Raw genomic sequence first — 18389 nt, 5'->3', positions numbered from 1 at the left:
AATCGGTGCGCGCGACGCGGCTGATCGTTTTTGTCCGTTATCCCGTCGCCGGGAGAGTCAAGACGCGCCTCATCCCCGTACTCGGCGAAGACGGGACCGCATCCCTCTCGCGGAGCATGGCGGAACACACTCTGAAATGGGCTTCCCGCCTGTCCGGCAAACACAGGGCCGATCTGGAGATTCGCTTCGACGGCGGATCGGTTCCAGAAACCGCGGCTTGGCTCGGGGAAAATGTCCGCTGTATCCCGCAGGGCGACGGGGACCTCGGAGACCGGATGAGCCGGGCTTTCCGGGACAGCTTCATGGACGGCATCAAAAAAACCGTACTCATCGGAACCGACATCCCCGAACTCACGGTCTTCCATATCCGCGCCGCCTGGAAAGCCCTGGATGAAAACGACACGGTCCTTGTTCCCGCTCCCGACGGCGGGTACGGACTGATCGGTGTTCGGAGGTTTTATCCGGAATTATTCCGGGGGCTTGCGTGGGGGACGGAGACGGTCCTTGAGGGGACTCTGGCGAGGGCCGCCGATCTGGGCTTATGCGTCAAGTCCTTTCCGGCTCTGCCCGATGTGGATGTCGCCGGTGACCTTCCCGTCTGGGAGCGGACGAAGCGGCGGTTTTTGTCCATCGTCATCCCGACTCTGAACGAAGGACCCCGATTGAAGCGAACCCTGGACTCCATCGGCCAGACGCCCGATACGGAAGTCATTGTCGCCGACGGGGGGAGCCGGGATGAGACATTGAGCGTCGCGCGGAAGGCCGGGGCGAAGATCGTCTCCTGCCGGCCGGGCCGCGGCGTCCAGCTCAACGCGGGCGCGGCGGAGGCCTCGGGATCCATCCTGCTTTTTCTCCACGCCGATACGCTTCTTCCCGGCAACCACGCCGCTCTCGTCCGCGGAGCACTGGAAGACCCGCTCGTCGCCGGAGGGTCTTTTGCCCTGAAATTCGAGCCCGGCCCGCCGCTTCTCAAAATCAACGAGATCACGGCCAACTGGAGGACCCGGCTTTTCCATCTGCCGTTCGGAGACCAGGCCCTTTTCGTGCGCGCTTCGCTCTTCCATCTTCTTGGAGGTTACAAAAACATCCCCCTGATGGAGGACGTGGACTTCGCCCGCCGCCTTCATCGCGCCGGTCGGACGGTTGTTCTCCGCCCTCCCGTTCTGACGTCATCCCGAAAATATGCCGGCGGATACTGGCGGAGAAACATCACGAACAAAGTCGTTTTCGCCGGTTATTTTCTGGGTGTCACCCCCGAAAAGCTGGTGGAAATGTACCGGCGCGGAGGACACCCATGACCCCTCTTGACACGCTCGTCGAAAAAAGCATCAATACGATCAGGACCCTGTCCATGGACGCCGTCCAGGCGGCCAACTCGGGCCACCCGGGCACGCCGATGGCCATGGCCCCCGTCGCCTATGTCCTGTGGCGGGATTTCTTGCGCTTCGATCCCGCCAGCCCACTCTGGCCGAACCGCGACCGTTTCGTCCTCTCGGCGGGCCATGCCTCCATGCTTCTCTACGCCCTGCTTCACCTGGCGGGCGTCAAAGCCGTGAATCCCAAGTACGAAACCCTCGGCAGGCTCTCAGTGACGCTCGACGACATCAAGAGCTTCCGCCAGCTGGACAGCAAGGCGCCCGGGCATCCTGAATACCGTTGGACCTCGGGCGTCGAGACGACGACGGGCCCCTTGGGGCAGGGGCTGGCCACCAGCGTCGGCATGGCCATAGCGGGTCGGTGGATGGCCGAATATTTCAACCGCCCCGGCTTCCCGATGTTCGACTACAACGTTTACGCCCTGGCCGGCGACGGATGCATGATGGAAGGCGTTTCCAGCGAGGCCGCATCGCTCGCCGGACACCTGAAGCTGGGGAACCTCTGCTGGATTTACGACAACAACAAGATCACCATCGAAGGGCCGACGAGCCTGGCCTTCTCCGAAGACGTGGGCCGTCGCTTCGAGGCTTACAGGTGGGACGTCATCCAGGTGACTTCCGCCAATGATCTGGAGCTTCTAGCCCGGACGTTCCGGTCGTTCGAGGATCCCTCCGACAGGCCGACGTTGATCATCGTCGACAGCCATATCGGCTACGGCTCTCCTCATAAGCAGGACCGCGCCTCGGCCCATGGCGAACCGCTGGGCGAGGACGAGATCAGGCAGACGAAACGGGCCTACGGCTGGCCGGAGGACGCCAAGTTCCTGGTCCCGGACGAGGTCAGGGATCATTTCGCTTCGGGCATCGGGACCCGCGGCCGGGCCCTGCGCGAAACCTGGTTCTCGATGTTCGACCGATACAGAGAGGCCCACCCTGAACGGGCCGATCACCTCTACAGGATGCAGCACCGGCAGCTGCCGGACGGATGGGACAAGGGCCTTCCCGTGTTCCCGGCCGACGAGAAAGGCCAGGCCGGCCGGGCGAGCTCGGCAGCCGTCCTCAACACGCTGGCACAGAACATCCCCTGGCTGATCGGGGGCTCGGCCGACCTGGCCCCGTCGACACGGACGCGCTTGACCTTCTCCGGGGCCGGGGACCTCGAAGCGGGCCGCTACTCGGGACGGAATCTTCATTTCGGCATCCGCGAGCATGCCATGGCCGCCGTTCTCAACGGACTGTCATTGTCCAAGATCCGGCCTTTCAGCTCGGGCTTCCTTATCTTCAGCGACTATGGCCGGCCGTCGCTGCGGCTCAGCGCTCTCATGGAGCTTCCCGTGATCCATATCTTCACTCACGATTCCATCGGCGTCGGGGAGGACGGCCCGACTCATCAGCCGGTCGAACATCTGGCGTCCCTGCGTGCCGTCCCCGGATTGATCGTCCTTCGGCCCGCCGACGCCAACGAAGTGGTCGAAGCCTGGAGATTGATCATCCAGCTTCGTCACGAACCCGTAGCCCTCGTGCTCAGCCGTCAGAACCTGCCCACGTTCGACCGGGTGAAATACGGCGCGGCCTCGGGAGTCGCCCAGGGAGCCTATGTCCTCGCCGGCGCGGGGGCCGGCAAACCCGAGGTGCTGTTGATGGCCAGCGGAAGCGAGGTCGCACTCTGCCTTGACGCTTACTTGAAGCTCGAGGCGGAAGGGATCGTGGCCCGGGTGATCAGCATGCCCTCCTGGGAACTCTTCGAGAAACAGAGCCGGGCCTATCGGGAAAGCGTCCTTCCCCCGGACGTCACGACCCGAGTCTCCGTCGAACAGGCCTCGACGCTCGGGTGGGCCAAGTATGTCGGGCCGTCCGGTCGTTCGATCGGGATGGAGACCTTCGGGGCGTCCGCTCCGCTGGAGGCGCTGCAAAGGAGATTCGGGTTTACGGCCGAAAGGATCGTCGAAACGGTGCATGAGATTCTGGCGGAGGTCGTTCCGTGATCCGGGCCGTGATCTTCGACCTGGACGGGACGCTGGTCCAGACGGAGAAGCTCAAGGCGGTCTCGTACGCGCGGGCCGCCGTCGAGCTTCTCCCGGTCGGGCTGGTGGAGAGCTCGGTGATCGAGGCCTTCAAGGACGTTGTGGGGCTCGATCGCTGGGAGGCCGCCCGCATCCTTGTGGAGCGCTTTGGCCTCGAGGAGAAGGCCCGGCTTCTGATGGATGGGCTCGGCGTGTCATCCCCTTCACAGGTCCTCGTCGAGCTCCGCCAGCGTCACTACCGGAGGATGATCGACGACCCTGCGGTCGTCCGCCGGCATCAATGGCCGCACAACATCGCCCTGCTCAAAATGGCCCGGAGGATGTGTTGCCAGATCGGGTTGGCCACGATGTCCTATCGCCCGGAGGTCGAGAGGATCCTGGGGATCCTGCATATCACCCGGATCTTCGACGCCGTTGCGTCGCGTGAGGACGTCGACCGCGGCAAACCGGACCCGGCGATCTATCGCCTCGTGGCCGAGCGACTTGGAGTGGCCGCCCGGGATTGCCTGGTCATCGAGGATTCGCCGAACGGCGTCAGGTCCGCCCTGGCGGCCGGGATGAGATGCATCGCCGTATCGACGCCTTTCACCCGAGAGGGGCTTCATCGAGGGGAGCGGGTCCTCAACGGCCGTTGGATCGTCGACGATCCCGGCGAGTTGATGGATGTGGTGGGCCGCATGTTCACGGAAAGCCGAGAGCAGGAGTGATATCATGAAAATCTACCTGGGTTCCGATCACGCCGGGGTGCGTCTGAAGGAAAAAATCAAGGCTGATCTGATGCGTCGAAAGATCCCCTATGAGGATCTCGGAACAACCACTCTTGACCCCGTGGATTACCCGGACTATGCTTTCCGTGTCGCCGAACATGTCGCCAAGCATAAAGGCTCGCGGGGGATCCTGATCTGCGGCACGGGAACCGGAATGACGATCGCCGCCAACAAGGTGGACGGCATTCGAGCCGTGGCGGCCTATGATACCTATTCCGCAAAAATGTCGCGTGTCGACAACGATACGAATGTCCTGGGGCTCCGGGGGCGGTATTTCCCGACCGAAAGAGCCATGAGGATCATCGCCGTCTGGTTGCGCACGCCTTTCAGCGGCAAACCCCGGCATCGGAATCGCCTCAGAAAGATCGCGGATTATGAAAAACAATGAAGACGGAAAGGCTGGCGTATATTCCCCGAGGCCCCTCGAAGAGTTGACATCGGTTGTCAATAAACGGTTAGATAGGAGCCGGATCCAGAAAGATTACAACGGAGGCAGCCGATGACCGTGATCAGCCGTTTTCACCTCGGTGAATTTCAGATAAAAGTCGAAAAACGCCTGGAGGAGTGGGAAAAGACGGGTTTTACCGGAAGGCTTCGGGCCAAGGACTATACGCTCTGGGCGGATCGCCCGGAGGAGATTTCCGACAGGTTGGGATGGCTCGACCTGCCGAAGCGGATGCCGGAAAAACTGGGTCAGATCGAATCCTTCGCCGAGGAAATCCGGATCGAAGGCTTCACGCATGTCCTGCTTTTTGGAATGGGTGGATCCAGCTTGGCGCCGGAGTTTTTTCAGAAGACCTTCGGCAATCGGCCCGGATATCCCGAACTTCTCGTTCTGGACTCCACTCATCCGGCGGCGGTCGCGGCGGCCGAAAAAGCGGTTGACCTGGATCGCACGTTGTTTATCGTCTCCAGCAAATCGGGGACGACGCTCGAAACCCTGTCCTTCCATCGATACTTTTGGGACAGAGCCGGGCGTCTGACGGGCGATCCCGGACGGCGGTTCGCCGTCATAACCGATCCAGGAACGCCGTTGGCCGCCCTGGCCGCCGAGAAGCGCTTCCGCGGGCTTTTCGAGGCGGATCCAAATGTCGGAGGGCGATACTCGGCTCTGACCGAGTTCGGCCTGGTCCCGGCCGCCGTGATCGGCATGGACATCCAGCGGCTTCTCGACGCGGCGCGGGAAGAGGCGGAAACGACCCTTCAGGTCAATCCGGTGGATGTCGCAGCGGGATATCTTCTGGGTGCCGCCCTGGGCGAAATCGCCGCGACAAGAGACAAACTGACCCTCCTCACCTCGAAGTCTCTTCGGCATTTTCCCGATTGGCTGGAACAGCTCATCGCCGAAAGCACGGGAAAAGACGGCCGGGGCATCGTTCCCGTCGCGGACGAGCCTCTTCTTCGGCCGGAAGACTACGGCGCCGACCGCGTCTTTGCCGGAATCAGCCTGGAACAGGACGGCGACCGGGATCTCGAATCCCGGCTGGACGCTCTGGAGCGGCTCGGACATCCGGTCATCCGGACAACTCTGAACGATCTTTACGCTCTCGGGTGGGAAATTTTCCGATGGGAAATCGCCGTCGCCGCCGCGGGGTCCATCATGGGCCTTCATCCTTTCAATCAGCCGGATGTCGAACTTGCCAAGTCCATGGCCAGATCATTTATGGAAGGCGGCGGGGTCGGCCGGCCGGAAGGCGACGAAAACTCCGTTCCCGCCGGCGATCCGGAGCACCTGAAAACGGCTCTCGAGGGCTGGGTTTCTCAGGCCGGGACCGGAGATTACATCGCCGTCCAGGCCTATCTTCCCCCGGCTCCGGAGATCGACCGCCGCCTGCGCGATATCAGGGCCGCACTTCTCGAAAAGATAAAACTTGCAACGACATTCGGATACGGGCCACGCTTTCTCCATTCCACGGGACAGCTTCACAAGGGCGGACCGAACACGGGCCTTTTCCTCCAGCTCGTCGACGAGCCCGGGACTGACCTCAGCGTTCCCGAAACGGATTATTCCTTCGGGACGATTGTCCGGGCCCAGGCTCTCGGGGATTATCTGGCCCTGAGGAAAACGGACCGGCGCGTGTTGCGGATCGACCTCAAAAGCGATATCGAATCCGGCCTTGACCGCATTCTCGCGGCCCTTTAAACCCTCCGGCCGGGTCACCGTTTCTTGACACGCCGGTGTCCCTGATTTACGCTTTGGCCCGGTGAGGCCATGGGGAAACCACTGAAAACGTCCCTCCTCCTCATGGGAGCGAGCGGAATCGTCGGTCAGGTTATTCTTCTCCGGGAGATGCTCGTTTCGTTTTACGGAAACGAGCTGACGATCGGCATCATCCTGGCCAACTGGCTTCTCCTCGAAGCCGCGGGCGCCGTCCTGGGCGGAAGGTTCGCGGAAAAGACGGCCAAAAAACTGGAGGTCTATGTTCTCTTCCAATTGATTTTCGCCGCGGCCTTTCCCCCGGCGGTCTTTTTCAGCCGGATCTTCAAGGCCGTGTTTTTCGAAACGCCGGGAGAAGCCCTGGGGCTTGTCTCCGTCTTCGCGGCCTCGTTCCTTCTTCTCCTTCCCGTGGCGCTCCCCCATGGCGCGCTTTTTCCCTTCGGCTGCCGGCTGGCCGCGGATCACCAAACGGAAAAAGCCTCCTCCATCGGGAATGTCTATGTCCTGGAAACCCTCGGTTCGATCGCCGGCGGAATTCTTCTGACTTATCTTCTGATTCAACTCCTGGATTCCCTCACAATCGCCATTCTGATCTCCCTGGCCAATGCCCTGATTTCCATTGTTTTGCTTCGGGTCCGGAAAATCCTCTTCGGCGCCGCCGCCGTCATGGTCGTCTTGATGATCCCGGCGCTTTCGCCGCCTGTTTTGGATCGGATCCATGCCTTTTCCCTGAGACTTCAATGGCGGGGAATGGATGTCGTCCACAGCGAAAATTCCGTCTACGGCAACATCACCGTAACCCGACAGGGCGAGCAATACACGTTTTTCTCCGACGGCCTGCCCGCGATAACCGCGCCCGATCCCGACGTTGAAGCGGTCGAAGACTTTGTGCACTTCCCCTTTCTTCATCACCCGAATCCGGAATCCGCGGCCGTTCTCGGAGGAGGCGCCGGGGGGATCATCCGGGAAATTCTGAAACATCCCGTTCGGCGGGTGGACTACGTGGAACTCGATCCTCTGGTGCTGAAGCTCCTTCATCGATTCGAGACGCCGACGACCCGGATGGAACTCGCCGATCCCCGGGTCCACGTCCATTTCTCCGACGGCCGTTTCCATATCAAACGCACGAACAATCGCTACGACATCATTCTGATCGGGCTGTCAGCTCCCCAGGAACTCCAGACGAACCGGCTCTTCACCCGCGAGTTCTTTTTGACGGCCCGGGGAAAGATGAATCCGGGCGGTCTACTCGCGCTCTCCCTGCCCGGCTCCGCGACACACATCACCGCCCCGGTTCGGGACCTCAACCGATGCATCGAGGACACCCTGCGGAGTGTTTTCCCGCATGTGCGGACGATACCCGGCGATATCAATCTCTTCATTGCCTCCGACTCTGCGGAAACGGAAAAAACGGCCGTGGCCGAACTGGCCGCCCGGATGGCCGAACGAGAGATCGAAAGCGGCATCTTCACGGACGATTACCTGGCCTTCCGGCTGCGGCCGGAGCGGCTGGCCTGGTTTCGGGAATCGATGGAAGGCGCGGAACCCCGGCTCAATTCCGACTTCCGGCCGATCGGCGTCTTTTACAGCCTTGCGACTTGGAACGCCCTTTTTGCCCCGGGTTTGACGAAGGTCTTCTCCGCCATGGGCGCGCTCAAACCCGCATCTCTGTTCTGGCCGGGCTTCCTCATTCCCGTTTTGCTGTTTCTTGCCTTCAAAATCAAACCCCGGCTTTCGACCTGGGCCGTCCCCTACGCCGTTTTGTCATCGGGCCTGTGCGGAATGATTTTCCAGTTGTCTGTCATCCTGACGTTTCAGTCGTTTTTCGGTTATCTCTATCATCAGGTCGGACTTTTGCTCACCCTGTTTCTGGCCGGCACGGCCTTTGGAGGCCGGAAGTCCGCGCGCCGCCCGGACCGGGCCGGGAACGGCGCCGGCCTTTTCCTGAAACTGGAAGCGGGCTTCGTCGGCTTGGCGGTCGGGCTTCCATTTGTCTTTTCCGGCCTCGCCCTCCTTCTCGAAACCGGCGCCGGCCGCGGCCTGCCTTATGCCGTCTTTTTCCTTATCTCGTTCGTTTCCGGGTTCCTGGTCGGATTTCAATTTCCGCTGGCGGCCGGAATCCAATTGGAACTTCCTCCCGAAAAGCGGCCTTTCGGACAAACGGCCGGACTTCTCTATGGTGCGGATCTTCTGGGAGGATTCCTCGGAGGCCTGGCCGGCGGGATTCTTCTGCTTCCGGTGCTCGGGCTCAAGGCCGCCTGTTTTTTTCTGGCCCTGGTCAAGATCGGAAGTTGGCTGCTCATCCTCGTCTTCACAAAGATGCGGAAATGACATAGAATTTTTGTGAAGGGCGGTGCGTGACGGCGATGACGGACAGACGGCATTTTCTGAAAACCATGGCCTCGCTCCTCGCGGGGGCGGGCTTTTTCCCGCCCGAGTCCGGCGCGGCGGCGGAAAACACCCGCGCGCGCAAGGAGGCGATGTTTTACCGGAAAACCGACGGACGGTCCGTCCAATGCCGGTTGTGCCCGCGGCAGTGCATCATCGAAAATCGCCGGCGGGGATTCTGCCGGAACCGCGAAAACCGGGGCGGAACGCTTTATTCCGTCGTCTACGGGAAACCTTCGACCGTGGACATCGGGCCTATCGAAAAAGCGCCGCTCTACCACTTTCTTCCGGGCCATGAACGCCTGTGCCTGGCCTGCGCAAGCTGCAACCTGCGGTGCAAGTACTGCCAGAACTGGCATCTGTCCCAGAAACGAATCGAGGATGTCAGGGTTTTTCCCCACACGCCGGCCGCCGTCGTCGAACGGGCGGTGCGGGAGGGCATGACATCGATCTCCTTCACTTATACCGAACCCACCGTTTTCTACGAGTACGTCCTCGACATCTCCCGTCTGGCCCGGGCGCGGGGGCTGCGGACATCGATCGTGTCGAACGGTTATATCAATCGGGAACCCCTGGTCGAGCTTCTCAAGGTGCTCGACGCCGTCAAGATCGACCTCAAGGGATTCAGCGAGGCGTTTTATGACGACGTATCCCAGGCAACTCTGGCGCCCGTGCTCGAAACGCTGCAGACGGTGAAAGAGAAAAACGTCTGGCTCGAAATCGTCAACCTCGTCGTCCCCTCGCTCAACGACCGGCCGGATGAGATCGAGGCGATGTGTTTCTGGATCGCCGAAAAACTCGGCCCCGAAACGCCGATCCATTTCACACGCTTCTTTCCGAACTATAAACTGCCCCATCTTCCCGCAACACCTTTGTCCACGCTTGAAAACGCCTGCGAGGTCGCAAATCGGGCCGGACTGCAATATGTCTACATGGGCAATGTTCCCGGCCATGCCGGAAACTCGACCTTTTGTCCCTCCTGCCGTGAAATCATCATCCGGCGCACCCATTTCTCCGTCGTCGAAACGAACATGAAAGAGGGAACGTGCGGGAATTGCGGCCGGCCGATTCCCGGAATCTGGGCTTAAGTCTTGCGCTTCGGGATATCTTGCACTATGATACGCGCAATCATCGAGAGTTTGAGGAACCATGAAAAAGAAACTTCGCGTGGCCTTGATCTACAATGCCTATACCGACTCTCAACCGGAATCCCCCGGCGATGAGGGCAGCGGCTGGCATCTGCAACAAATGATCCGGCGCATGGCCCGGGCCATGCGCCGCCTCGGTCATACGGTTACGGTCGTCCCCCTCTCGGACGACTTGTCCTATCTCCAGCGGAAACTCCGTAAGATCCGGCCCGACGTCGTTTTCAACCAATATGACGACGTCGTTCACGGAGCGCTCTATGAGATGCGCGTCGCCGCCTTCATCCGGATGCTCGGCTTCCCGCACACCGGCTCCCCCGCGCTGGGATTGGGCCTCAGCCGCTACAAATACATGGCGGCCAGCCTTCTCCAGGGCGCCGGCATTCCGATTCCGCCCGACACCACCCTGGTCGAACGTCTCGGCGAAATCCGGGAAAATTCCTGGCGCTTTCCGCTCATCGTCCATCCCAGCCAGGAACATGCCGGGATCGGGCTCGACCGCGACTCCGTCGTTCACACCAAAAAAGATCTGAGGGACAAAGTCCGCGAAATTCTTAAGGATTACAATCAACCGGCTCTCGTCCAGAGATTTCTTCCGGGTCGGGAATTCAATGTCGGGTTGATCGGGGGGAAAAAACTCACCGTACTCCCGCTGGCCGAGGTCGATTATTCGGACTTGCCGGAATCCATCCCTCCCATCATGTCTTACGCGGCCAAGTGGATTGAAACATCCGTGGAATACAGGAAAACCCGCGTCATCTGCCCGGCTAAAGTGCCGGCGGATTTGGCCGCCCGGATCGGCGAGACCGCCGTTCGGGCCTTCCGTGTCGTTGGCGGATGGGGTTACGGCCGGGCCGATATCCGGTTGGACGAAAACGGCGAACCGCGGGTTCTCGAGGTCAACTGCAACCCTTGCCTGGATGAAGGGATGGGGCTGGCCCGATCGGCCCGAAAGGCCGGGATTCGTTATCCCCAGCTTCTGCAGCTCGTCCTCAAGGCGGCCTTCGAAGGTCCGCCGTTCGACATGAGTCTGCCCATTTTCGGCCTGAAAAACGGGCCGGCGCCCCAAGCCAAGCGACCGAAATGACAATCAGCCGGTCAGGCGACCGGTGTAGGCGTAATCCATGGCCAGAGCAACCGCCAGGGCGACGATATCCATGATTTTTTCGCCTTCGGCGCTGCGCCGGTAAAACAACCCCAGGCTTTCGGCCCGGTTCTCGAGCTTCTTGAGGATGGTTTCCACTTCACCATCGTCCAGCTCCGACCAGCGGATGACGCGGCTCATGAGTTCGTTGCGTTTGCGCCGGAAAAGGTTCTCTGCAGCCAGGAGAACCCGGCCGCGGACGGGCGGGAAAACCTCGCGCAGCTTGTCGTCCACGTACCCGCGGGCCGAGCGGCGGAAAACCTCGGCTTTTTTCCCGTAATGATCGGCCAGGAGGATATTCATTTTTTCGACGGGCCGGACCACACGGCGGCGAAGGGTCAGGGGTTTGGTCCTTTTGATGTCCCGCATCAGCCGGTCGACATAGCGGAGTTTGCGAATGACCGGCCAATGACGGTATCGCGTTCTCCAGCCGGACCGCGGCGTCAGCCACACCGCGAACGTCTCGCTGAAATCCTCGTCGGGATGTTTCTGGGCGTAGGTTCGGCCGTAGGGATAAGAGGCGATGTGACGGACGAAATGGCGGCTGAACCGGTCGGGCCGGAAGGCGTCCCGGTAAGGTTTCGTGAAGAGACCGAACATTTCCTTCCAGCTCGTTCTTTCCCAGAGCTTGTAGGCATAGTTCAAGGCATGGCCGGCCTCGTGCCGGAGGAGCATCATGACGGTCCGGGCGTCCTCGACCTCCCCCGTCTGCTCCTGTTCCAGGCGGGCCAGCCGGCGATCGGCCAGATAGAAGGGGATGCCGATGACGGGCGTTCTGTCGGGACAACCCCATCCGTCGGCGAGATAAACCTGGGGTTTGAAGAGAAAGCCCTTTTTGTCCATCTCCCTGTGCAGGCGGTGCACAAAGGGTTCGACGGGAGAACCCTCGACCTCCAGGCCGAGATCGGAGATCCGGGTGTTGAGAAGTTCATAGCGGACGGTTTCCCAACTCTGGACGAGGGATTGGATGCTTTTCCCGCTCATGTCAATCCTTGGAGAATTTCCAGGGTCCGCTCGATGTCTTCGGGAGAATTGTAGATATGGGTGGACTGGCGGATGCTGATTCCGTCGGACTGGAACCGGGGCCGGATCCGCGCCCTGGCCCACAACTCGTCCTGGATGCGTTCGCCGGTCCAACCCTCGACGGCATAGACGGTGATGCCGGCAGCCATAGCCGGGTGAAGCGGCGTCAGAACCCGGACGCCGGGAACGGCCGACAATCCTGCGCGCAACATATCGCCGAGTTCCCTGATCCGGGTATGGATTCTTTCCGGTCCGATCCGGAAATGGAACTCGAGGGCGGCCTCGCAACCGAAAAGAAGAGACAGGTTGCCGGTGCCCCTCTGTCCGAGTCGGAATCCGGGATCTTCGCTGTTGTCCCATTGCGTGGAGGCCAGGGTCGTCCAGATGTCCGGCATGCGGTCTTTTTTGACATAGAGGAATCCCGTCCCCGCGGGAGCCAGAATCCACTTGTGAAGACTGCCGTAATAGGCGTCGCAATCCAGGTCCCGCACATCGACCGGGATGTGTCCGACGGACTGGGCGCCGTCGATGACGGTGAAGAGACCGCGGCGGCGGGCTTCGGCGCAGAGCTCGCGGATGGGAAGAATCGCACCGCTTCCGGATATGATGTGGGGCACGGCCAGCACGCGGCTGCGCGGGGTCATGGCTTTGATGAAAAGATCCAGGATCTGTTCCGGATCGCGGGCCGGTTTCGGTACGGCGATTTCCCGGCAGACGACGCCGCGGCGCTTTTCGAGAAGACGCCAGCCGCTGATTCCGCCGGGGTGCTCCTGGTCCGTGAGAAGGATTTCGTCTCCGGCCTTGAGATCGAGTCCGAGAGCTGCATAATTCATGCCCGCCGTGGCATTTTCCGTGAGGGCGATCTCCTCGGGAAGGGCGTTGATGAGCCGGCTGATTCCGGAACGGACTTCCATGTGGGGCTGGTAACCGGAGATCCAATCGGCGTCCTTGTAATCCCAATCCGCGATGCGCTCTGCGGTCAGACGCAGGTGGCCGATCACGGTGTCCAGAACGATCCGGGGCATGGCGCCGAGCGTGCCCGTGTTGAAGAAAGCCGAATCCGGGGCCAGAGGAAACAGGCCGCGGATCTTGTCCCAGAATTCGGGATCATCCGTTTCGGGGAAGCCGGCCCAGGGGTCTGCGGCGGCGCCCGCGGCGGCCGCGGAAACGGAAACGGCTGCGGCCGTTTGAGACAGGGTTTTCAGAAAATCCCGGCGGGACACGGCGGCGTCACTCCCACTCGATCGTGCCCGGCGGTTTCGAAGAGATATCGAGACACAAGGCGGAGATATCGGGAAGCTTGAGGATTGCGGCTCGGAGTTCGTCAAGAAGGGCGTCCGGCAGGCGGGCCGGTGCCGCGGTCATGGCCCGCTCCGAGTGGAGGGGCCGGACGACGACAAGTTCCCGGCCCGTGCCGTCCACAGAGAGAGGCACGAAGACCGTCGGACATTGCCAGATGTCGTCGTAAACGCCGTGGCGGCGCAAACCATCCATGACGGCCGCGTCGGCCTCGCGAAGGAGATCGAGCCGCGGCCGCGTCAGAGTGGCGGCCAGGGGCTCGAAAGAAGCCGGAACGCCCGGGCCGAGGTTCCAGAGACAGCGGTTGATCCCCTTGACTTCGCGGAAGATCCGTCCGGCGACCTCAAGCCATGTCTCCCAATCCGCCTCGCCGCTCAGGATCACGGGATGTTCATAAACCCGGAGGTCGGCTTTGACTCCGACCGAGCGGATGGGAAGAATCGAGGCCTCCAGGCTGTAGTGGTCGGCGATCCGGAACACGGCCGGCTCGATCCGTTCGAAGTCGGTCCGGTCGGACGTTCCATCCGAGCAGAGAAGCCGAACGGCCAGACCCGGACCCGGGAAGGGATGTTTCCAGACAACAGCCCGGGGCAGACCGAGAAGTTCGCCGAGCTCGCGGACTTCGACCTTGTAAAGATCGGCCAGGGGTTCGACGACGCGGCCGCGGGCGATCATCTCGTCGATGACGGGGACGCGGTTGTGGTGGGTCTTGATGGTATCGGCCCGTTTCGTGCCGCCCGTTTCGATCGTGTCGGGATAGATCGTTCCCTGTCCCAGAAGATGGTCCTCGATCCCCAGTTTTCGGGCTTCGCTCTCGAAGACGCGGACGAAGGTTTCGCCGACGGCCCGGCGTTTGGCTTCGGGATCGATGAGCCCCGCGGCGGCGGAAAGAAAGGCCTCCGATGCATCGGCGAAATGAAGATCGGTGCCGAGGCCCGCGGCCCGCAGGGTTTCGAGGACTTCGCGGCTTTCGTTTTTGCGCATGAACCCGTTGTCGATGTGAAGGAGGCGGAGTCTTCCCGGGCCGAGGGCCTTCTCGAGGAGCTTGGCGGCCACGGCGGAATCCACACCGCCCGAGATGAGAAGAAAGACGGAGGCTTCGCCCACTCTGTCCCGGATGAGGCGCACTTGCGATTCGAGGTAGTTGTCCATAGTCCAGGTCGGCCGGCATCCGCAGATGTCGAACAGGAAGTTGGAGATGATGGTTTCGCCCTTCAGCGTATCGTCAACCTCGGGATGGAACTGAACGCCGTAGCGGCGGAGCTTTTCCGAGGCGATGGCGGCAAACCGGTGGACCTCACCCTCGGGGCCGAGACATGACGTGCCGATTTCGATGAAGTCCGGGCCGATTCCGGTCACCGTGTCGAAATGGCTCATCCAGACCTGCTCGCCGGATTCGAGACCCCTGAAAAGAGGGGTTTCGGCGCAGATGTTGAGTCGGGTCCGGCCCCATTCGCTTCCGCCGTGGACGACCGTTCCGCCGTAGTGTTTGGCGATCTCCTGGTGACCGAAACAGAAACCGAGGATGGGAATCGGCAGATCATAAATCGCCTTGTTGTATTGGGAGTCCTCGCCGAACGAGGACAGACTGGGACTTCCGGAAATGATGAGGCCTTGATAGTCCTGAAAGTCATCCAGGGGATCGTCGGGCTGCCGGATCTCGGCCAAAACCTTCAGCCGGCGGACCTTTGTGGCGATGAGATGGGCGTATTGCCCGCCGAAGTCGATGACCGCGATGGCGTCATGTTTCATGTTTCGCTCCGTCGCCCTCACATTAGCGGTCTTCCGCCCCGAAGTCAACTCCCCTCTCCCCTTCTGCTTTGGCTGCTGGAAGGTGTTGATATCATTAGGTTTAAGATTAAAAAGGCATGTTTTTTAAAAGATTGTTTTCTATCTGCAATAAAATCAACAATCTCCAGCAGCCAAAGCAGAAAGGTGGCACGATATTGATTTCTTTGCCACAGTGTGATAAAAAGAAAGTCGACCATGCATATCGCCGACGGAATCGTAACGATCGAGGCCGCCGTTGCGGCCTATGCCGTAAGCCTTGGCGCCGTAGCCATCGCCGGGAAAAAGGCCGAGACCGAAGACATCCCCCGGATGGGCCTTGCAGCCGCCGCTCTTTTTTCCGTTTCCCTGATCCATTTCCCTGTCGCCGGGACATCGGTTCACCTCGGGCTTTTCGGCCTGGCCGGAATCATCCTGGGATTCAAGGCTTTCCCGGCCGTTTTCACGGCCCTCCTTTTCCAGGCCTTGATTTTCCAGCACGGCGGGCTCCTGTCCCTGGGGTTGAACGCCTTCAACATGGGAGCGGGAGCGGCGGCGGCGGTTGTGGTCTGGAAATGGTCCGGCCTCCCCGAGCCCCTGCGCGCCGGTGCCGCCGGCTTCCTGGGCGTCGTCATCCCGGCCGCCCTGATGGCCTTCGAATTCCGCCTTTCGGGATATGGGAAAGGCATCATCTTTATCCTGGGGATTTATGCGGTTGTCGGAATTGTCGAGGCCGCCCTCACCATCGCCGCCGTCGGATTCTTCCGCAAAATTAAATCCCCGATACTGGAGAAAACATGACCGCATTCAAACGCCTATCCGCCGCCGGAATCCTCATGGCCGTTCCGGTTGCACTTCTATTCGCCCACGGGTTGATCGTTAAAACCGATCTTCATCCCCCGACCGTCATCGTCTCTTCGTCCTACGACGGCGGCGGCATCCCGGCCTTCGCCGCGGCGACCGTCTTCGGCCCCGATGCTTCGGAATCCCCCTATCAGTCCGGCCGCGCCGACGCATCCGGCCGCTTCGCCTTCCTCCCGGACCGGGCCGGGGAATGGACGGTCATCATCGACGACGAGATGGGACACCGTCGCAGAGCCGCAATCACGATCGACGCGGATTTCCTGGCCGGAAAGGAAACCGCCGCCGCAAAACCCGAAATCGCCGTGGAACAGCCCGAGCCGCCCGCCGGTCTTTCGAACGCCCTCAAGCTCCTCATCGGACTCTGTCTGATCTTCGGATTCACGGGCCTCTTCATGGGACTGAAAGCGCGCCGGGATCTTCGATCGGGAAAGGCACCCCATAAATGAAATCATTCAACCGGAGTCTTAACGGCGAAGCCGACGCCCACCTGCGCAACATCGATCCCCGGGCAAAAATCATCGCATTCGCCGGGGCGGCCGCCATCGTCGTTACCGAACCGCCGGGTGGGACCCAAGCTTACCTTTACTATTATCTGATTCTGGCCGGGCTTTTCCTGTTCGGACGCATGGCTCCGGCCGGCGTTCTCCGGCGCTCCCTTCCCGCGATTCCCTTCATCCTGACCGCCGCCGTTCTTCTGCCCTTCTCAAGGATGGCCGAAAGCGGGGGAGCGGCCGACTGGGGCCTGTCCCTGTCGCTTTTTCTCAAGGCCGCGGCCGCCCTGATCCTCATCTCCCTCCTCGTCTCCTCGGACAGTTTGGACCGGGTTTTGGGCGGATTGCGCCGGCTCGGCCTTCCGGCCGTTTTCGGCTCCCTCTCCTCCCTCATGTTTCGGTTCGCGTTTATCGTCAACGACGAACGGCTGAGAACGGAACGGGCCCGGCTCAGCCGCACGCCGGGCCGGCTGCGGGTCAACCGCTTCCAGGTCTACGGGCGGCAGGCGGCCATGATATTCTTAAGAAGCTGGGAGCGCGCCCAAACACTTCATCAAGCCATGCTGTCCAGGGGCTTCACGGGAACCTATCCCTCGACCCGGGAGATGACGTTCAGACTTCGCGACGCCGCTTTTGCCGGTTTCTGTCTCGGATTATTCGGAGTCGTTCGGATCCTCGCATGACCGAGTCCGACTCCGCCGTCTCCATTGAAAATCTGAATTTTTCCTATGACGGCGAACCGGTTCTTCGAAACCTCGATCTCGAAATCCGAAGCGGAGAAACATTCGGAATCCTCGGACCTTCGGGTGCGGGAAAATCCACCCTGCTTCTCCACCTGAACGGCGTTCTTCACGGCCGCGGCCGTGTCTTCATCGGCGGCCTGGAAATAGCAAAGGCGACCCTTCCCGAAATCCGGCGCCGGGTCGGCCTGGTCTTTCAAAACCCCGACGACCAGCTCTTCAACCCGACGGTCGAGGAAGACGTGGCCTTCGGTCCGCTCAATATGGGACTCGAACGCGGCGAGGTCGAGCGCCGTGTCTCCGATGCACTGAGAGGCATGAAGCTCGAGGGTTTCGAAAAGAGAATCTCTCACCGCCTGTCTTTCGGCGAGAGGAAACGGGTTGCCCTGGCCACGGTTCTGGCCATGGAGCCTCAAGTCATCGCTTTCGACGAGCCGTTTTCCAACCTCGATCCGGCCATGGTCGAAAATCTTGTCGACATCATCCGCAATCTCAAGGCGACGGTCATCGTCGTCTCCCAACAGATTCTTCCGGCCCTGGCCTGCTGCGACCGCCTGGCCGTCCTCAAGGAAGGCCGCATTCTGAAAACCGCAACGCCGGCCGAACTGGCCGCCGACCGGGATCTTCTCCAATCCTGCGGCCTGGATTTCCGCTCGGTCTGCCGGGTTTGCCGGGATCTCGTGCCGTCCTGAGCCGCCGAGGCCCTATCTCGGCATCTTCTTCATTCCAAGGGAAAATCCGCCGACAAGGCATTCCCGGCCGGGGTTTGCCTAATTTTCAGGAATGAATTAAACTAACTTTGGAGCATCACGATGGAAGCGATAATTGTCCTTATCGACGACGATAAAACGACCCTGCAAATTTTGGAAAGCGTTCTGGTCCGGAACGGTTACCGGGTCTTCAGCGCCCGGGACGGCCAAGCGGGGTTGGAGCTGGCCAAACAGGAAAAACCGGATGTCCTGATCAGCGATATGCTCCTTCCCAAAGTCCACGGAATCGACGTCTGCAAACGGATCAAAAGCGACCCCGAAATGTCGGGGACATCGGTCATCCTGATGACGGGAGTCTATAAAAAGGCTGTGTTCAAACAGGAAACGCGTGACGCCGGCGCCGACGCCTTCCTGGAAAAACCCATTGACACCCCTCTGCTTCTCCAAACCATCGAGAAGTTTCTCAAAGCCCGCTGAATCCGACGGCGTGAGA

17 protein-coding genes are annotated in these 18389 nt (G+C 60.9%); 13 read left to right on the top strand and 4 right to left on the bottom strand.

Annotated features, from left to right (window positions below; all coding sequences use genetic code 11):
* The first annotated feature begins 5 nt into the window (after nucleotides 1-5).
* The 8 genes from SCM96_08170 to SCM96_08135 all read left to right on the top strand — a co-directional run bounded on the left by SCM96_08170 (nucleotide 6) and on the right by SCM96_08135 (nucleotide 10945).
* Complete coding sequence (locus tag SCM96_08170) at nucleotides 6-1298, top strand: TIGR04283 family arsenosugar biosynthesis glycosyltransferase (protein ID MDW7760599.1); 1293 nt, start codon at nucleotides 6-8, stop codon at nucleotides 1296-1298.
* Entirely contained in the window at nucleotides 1295-3361 is a 2067-nt protein-coding gene (gene tkt / locus SCM96_08165) for a transketolase (protein ID MDW7760598.1), read from the top strand. The genes SCM96_08170 and tkt overlap by 4 nt, the downstream gene beginning before the upstream one ends.
* Entirely contained in the window at nucleotides 3358-4107 is a 750-nt protein-coding gene (locus SCM96_08160) for an HAD family phosphatase (protein ID MDW7760597.1), read from the top strand. The genes tkt and SCM96_08160 overlap by 4 nt, the downstream gene beginning before the upstream one ends.
* A gap of 4 nt (nucleotides 4108-4111) precedes the next feature.
* On the top strand, nucleotides 4112-4555 hold the full coding sequence (gene rpiB, locus SCM96_08155; protein ID MDW7760596.1) for a ribose 5-phosphate isomerase B: 444 nt from the start codon (nucleotides 4112-4114) through the stop codon (nucleotides 4553-4555).
* A 111-nt stretch (nucleotides 4556-4666) separates the two neighbouring features.
* Nucleotides 4667-6310, top strand: coding sequence for a hypothetical protein (locus SCM96_08150; protein MDW7760595.1), 1644 nt, complete (start codon nucleotides 4667-4669; stop codon nucleotides 6308-6310).
* 69 nt (nucleotides 6311-6379) lie between these two features.
* The gene (locus SCM96_08145; protein ID MDW7760594.1) at nucleotides 6380-8656 is read left to right on the top strand and encodes a spermine synthase; all 2277 of its coding nucleotides are present in this window, start codon (nucleotides 6380-6382) and stop codon (nucleotides 8654-8656) included.
* Between the two features lie 35 nt (nucleotides 8657-8691).
* Nucleotides 8692-9801 (top strand): AmmeMemoRadiSam system radical SAM enzyme, encoded by a 1110-nt coding sequence (gene amrS / locus SCM96_08140; protein MDW7760593.1) that lies wholly within the window; start codon nucleotides 8692-8694, stop codon nucleotides 9799-9801.
* 61 nt (nucleotides 9802-9862) lie between these two features.
* Nucleotides 9863-10945, top strand: coding sequence for a hypothetical protein (locus SCM96_08135; GenBank protein MDW7760592.1), 1083 nt, complete (start codon nucleotides 9863-9865; stop codon nucleotides 10943-10945).
* A gap of 3 nt (nucleotides 10946-10948) precedes the next feature.
* On the opposite strand, the gene SCM96_08130 is transcribed toward SCM96_08135, so the two are convergent.
* From SCM96_08130 to SCM96_08115, 4 genes are read right to left on the bottom strand one after another with little or no spacing between them, the layout of a single operon-like run.
* Nucleotides 10949-11986, bottom strand: coding sequence for a putative zinc-binding metallopeptidase (locus SCM96_08130; protein MDW7760591.1), 1038 nt, complete (start codon nucleotides 11984-11986; stop codon nucleotides 10949-10951).
* Nucleotides 11983-13248, bottom strand: coding sequence for an aminotransferase class V-fold PLP-dependent enzyme (locus tag SCM96_08125; GenBank protein MDW7760590.1), 1266 nt, complete (start codon nucleotides 13246-13248; stop codon nucleotides 11983-11985). Before SCM96_08125 ends, SCM96_08130 begins: the two co-directional genes overlap by 4 nt.
* Before the next feature lie 7 nt (nucleotides 13249-13255).
* Entirely contained in the window at nucleotides 13256-15076 is a 1821-nt protein-coding gene (gene guaA, locus SCM96_08120) for a glutamine-hydrolyzing GMP synthase (protein MDW7760589.1), read from the bottom strand.
* A gap of 44 nt (nucleotides 15077-15120) precedes the next feature.
* Nucleotides 15121-15312, bottom strand: a complete 192-nt coding sequence (locus SCM96_08115) for a hypothetical protein (GenBank protein MDW7760588.1) — start codon at nucleotides 15310-15312, stop codon at nucleotides 15121-15123.
* On the opposite strand from SCM96_08115, the gene SCM96_08110 reads away from it, so the two are divergent.
* From SCM96_08110 to SCM96_08090, 5 genes are all read left to right on the top strand, one after another.
* Nucleotides 15311-15892, top strand: a complete 582-nt coding sequence (locus tag SCM96_08110) for a CbiM family transporter (GenBank protein MDW7760587.1) — start codon at nucleotides 15311-15313, stop codon at nucleotides 15890-15892. The genes SCM96_08115 and SCM96_08110 overlap by 2 nt on opposite strands.
* Nucleotides 15889-16401, top strand: a complete 513-nt coding sequence (locus SCM96_08105) for a hypothetical protein (GenBank protein MDW7760586.1) — start codon at nucleotides 15889-15891, stop codon at nucleotides 16399-16401. Before SCM96_08110 ends, SCM96_08105 begins: the two co-directional genes overlap by 4 nt.
* Complete coding sequence (locus tag SCM96_08100) at nucleotides 16398-17129, top strand: energy-coupling factor transporter transmembrane component T (GenBank protein ID MDW7760585.1); 732 nt, start codon at nucleotides 16398-16400, stop codon at nucleotides 17127-17129. Before SCM96_08105 ends, SCM96_08100 begins: the two co-directional genes overlap by 4 nt.
* A complete protein-coding gene (locus SCM96_08095) occupies nucleotides 17126-17878 on the top strand; it encodes an ABC transporter ATP-binding protein (protein ID MDW7760584.1) in 753 nt (250 codons plus the stop codon). The genes SCM96_08100 and SCM96_08095 overlap by 4 nt, the downstream gene beginning before the upstream one ends.
* A gap of 120 nt (nucleotides 17879-17998) precedes the next feature.
* A complete protein-coding gene (locus tag SCM96_08090; protein ID MDW7760583.1) occupies nucleotides 17999-18373 on the top strand; it encodes a response regulator in 375 nt (124 codons plus the stop codon).
* The last annotated feature ends 16 nt before the right edge of the window (nucleotides 18374-18389 follow it).

Source organism: Acidobacteriota bacterium (assembly GCA_033549365.1).
GTDB lineage: Bacteria > Acidobacteriota > Aminicenantia > Aminicenantales > Saccharicenantaceae > JAWSUF01.
The sequence above is the reverse complement of the archived record's forward strand: the minus strand, read 5'-3'. Positions and strand labels throughout refer to the sequence as shown.